General features: G+C 72.1%; 2 protein-coding genes and 1 pseudogene. All 3 read right to left on the bottom strand.

Annotation, left to right across the window (positions count from 1 at the left end; genetic code table 11):
- Window positions 1-1,148, bottom strand: a pseudogene (locus FrCorBMG51_RS08840) (HRDC domain-containing protein); the annotation flags it as partial.
- A 232-nt stretch (window positions 1,149-1,380) separates the two neighbouring features.
- Window positions 1,381-2,007 (bottom strand): DUF3000 domain-containing protein, encoded by a 627-nt coding sequence (locus FrCorBMG51_RS08835; protein ID WP_052914499.1) that lies wholly within the window; start codon window positions 2,005-2,007, stop codon window positions 1,381-1,383.
- Between the two features lie 180 nt (window positions 2,008-2,187).
- Window positions 2,188-2,445 (bottom strand): hypothetical protein, encoded by a 258-nt coding sequence (locus FrCorBMG51_RS08830; protein WP_047222613.1) that lies wholly within the window; start codon window positions 2,443-2,445, stop codon window positions 2,188-2,190.
- Window positions 2,446-2,701 lie beyond the last annotated feature (256 nt).

Below are 2,701 nucleotides of genomic sequence, written 5' to 3'. Positions count from 1 at the left end.
GAGCCGGCGGGCGAGCGCCGGTTCCAGCAGGTTCTCCACCGGCATGGTCCGCTCGGCGGCGATCGCGGTGAGACGGGCGCGCACCCGGGTCAGCCGGGCGGCGGCGGCCGGGTCGCGGTCGGCCCACCGGTTCGGTGGCGGTAGGGTGTCGGCGTTCGCCGAGGCGGGCGCGGGCAGGGCGTCATCGGGCAGCCCGGTGGCCTCCCGCAGGGCGGTGAACCAGGTCCGCGCGGTGCGGCGCAGGCGCGGGCCGGAGAAGACCGGCAACCGGGTCAGGGCCTCGATGTCCGCGGGAGCGGCCAGCACCGCTTCGATGATCGCGCTGTCCGGGAGCACCCGGCCGGGCGCGATGTCGCGTTCGCGGGCGATCCGGTCCCGGGTTGTCCACATCGAGCGGACCGCAGCGAGCTGGCGTCGGTTGCGGACCCGGTGGATCCCGCTGGTGCGCCGCCACAGGTCCGGCCGTGGCTCCCGTGGGAGAGCGGCCGCGATCGCGGCGAACTCCTCCCGGGCGAAGGCCAGCTTGCCCTGCGTCTCCAACTCGGTTTCCAGGGCGTCGCGCAGTTCGACGAGCAGTTCGACGTCGAGCGCGGCGTAGCGCAGCCATGGTTCGGGTAATGGCCGGGTGGACCAGTCGGCGGCGGAGTGTCCCTTCTCCAGGGTGAAGCCCAGCACCTTCTCGACCATGATCCCGAGGCCGACCCGCTCGTAGCCCAGCAGCCGGCCGGCCAGTTCGGTGTCGAAGAGCCGGCTCGGACGCAGGCCGACCTCGGCCAGGCAGGGCAGGTCCTGGTTGGCCGCGTGCAGAACCCATTCGGCGTCGCCGACGGCGTCCTGCACGCAGGTGAGGTCGGCGAGCGCGACCGGGTCCAGAAGGTGGGTGCCCGAGTCACGGCGGCGTATCTGGACGAGGTAGGCCCGCTGGCTGTAGCGGTAGCCTGAGGCCCGTTCGGCGTCGAAGGCGACCGGGCCCGTGCCGGCGGCCAGACNCCGGCGGCCAGCCGTGTCGCCGCCGCGAGCAGCGCCGTTCGGTCGACGATCACGGCAGGTATGCCCTCGGCGGGTTCCAGCAACGGGCGGGCCGCTCCCGCGCTGTTGTCCGGCCCTTGGCCGAGTTGGTGGGATGAGTCCGGAACCGTCGACGTCACGATCGGCGATGGTACGTCGCGAACAGCGTCCAAGCGTGCTGGTCGGGCCCAGGGAAGCCGACCGGATCGACCAGGGACGGCGGTTTGTCCCGGATCGGGGGCCTCCTTTCACTCTGGAAAGTCATTTCGTCGCTCAATGTGTCGAGATGGTGTGGAGTCGAGATGGTGTGGAGCCGGGGTGGTGTGGAGCCGGGGTGGACGGGGCCGGCACCGGGACGGCGTCGAGCCGGGGTCAGCACGGATGGCGGGACGGCAGGGGCACCACTCCGCGTACCCGCGGCGGCAGGCCCACCATGGCCGCCAGCAGGTCGACGAAGGAGTGGAGCTGGGCCGCAGCCTCGGCGGGCCGCCACACGCGGTGATCGCAACCGTTGGCCGTCCAGGGCCATTCCGGTGACCAGGAGCAGCGCAGTTCCACATCCGAGCTGTCGCCGTCCGCCGCCAGCACGCCGAACCGTTTCGAGTTCGTGATGGTCACCGTGCCGCCGATCGCCCGGTAGCCGGCCTGGTTGGCCTCCATCGCGTCCCGCAGCCACGACCAGACGACCTCGGGCAGCAGTGGGTCGGTGGCGATCTCGGGGTCGACCGCCGCGCGGGCATAGCAGACGAACCGCGCCGTGCCCTCCCATGCGCTGTGCCCGGCCGGGTCGAACAGGAGGATCAGCCGGCCCGAGGCTGCCTCGTCACCGTCCCGCGAGAGTCCGCCGGCGACCGCGAACGCGTACGGCGCGAGTCGCGCCGGCGCCTGGATCTCGTGTACCGCGACCTCCGGGCGGACCCGGCCCATCGCGTCCCGCAGCGCCGCCGTGGCCGCGACGAAGACAGCTGGGCCGCCGTCCGGAGACAGCGGCGCACCCATGGACGTCACGGTAGGACGTCCTGACCGTGGGCGCGCGACGGAGCGTGGACGCGCGAAGCGGCGCGGGCGGCGGTATGGACGAGCGGGGCGCGGACCAACCGGCAGGAAACCCACCGACAGGCGGCGGTCGACCGATCGGGCGACATGCGGTCGGGCGACATGCGGTCAGGCGACATGCGGTCAGGCGACACGGCGCAGCCGCTGCTGGTGTGCTGATCCACCAGACGGTTCCGGCTCCCGCGCGGATACCCGGGCGGCGGGGGAGTCCGGCTGCCCGGGGTTGAGGAACACGGCCGTTCCGCAGTCGACGCAGGCACGGTCGGGGCAGTCCGCGCCGTGCCCGTCGGAACACGGGGGCTGCTCGAAACCGCGCTCGTCACCGCACTGCGGGCAGATCAGAAAGGTCAGCTCGTCACCGCCCACAAGGACCTGTTCCATCCGGACACCACTCCCCAGGGCACGCTCACGACACAGAGGGCGCGCGTGGACATCACGGACCCTCTCGTCCCATCCCGACTTCCCTGACGGTGGCACGGACAGGCCCCATCTTCGCGTATTCGGAGTCGGCGTGTCGTGCACGTGCATGATGCCCGGTACGCAAGTCATCGCGGTAACGGTTATGTTGCGCGGCCATTGGGGTGTTCGTGCCGTTTCGTGGTGCCATGGTGGCCGTCACGGCGGGTTCGCCCCTGCC

This window comes from Protofrankia coriariae, assembly GCF_001017755.1.
Classification (GTDB): domain Bacteria; phylum Actinomycetota; class Actinomycetes; order Frankiales; family Frankiaceae; genus Protofrankia; species Protofrankia coriariae.
This window is presented reverse-complemented; position numbering and strand designations above follow the sequence as displayed.

Bases quoted from the DNA above. Each gene is read 5' to 3' on its own strand.
- FrCorBMG51_RS08835 (WP_052914499.1), bottom strand. From the start codon at position 2,007: ATGGGTGCGCCGCTGTCTCCGGACGGCGGCCCAGCTGTCTTCGTCGCG.
- FrCorBMG51_RS08830 (WP_047222613.1), bottom strand. From the start codon at position 2,445: ATGGAACAGGTCCTTGTGGGCGGTGACGAGCTGACCTTTCTGATCTGC.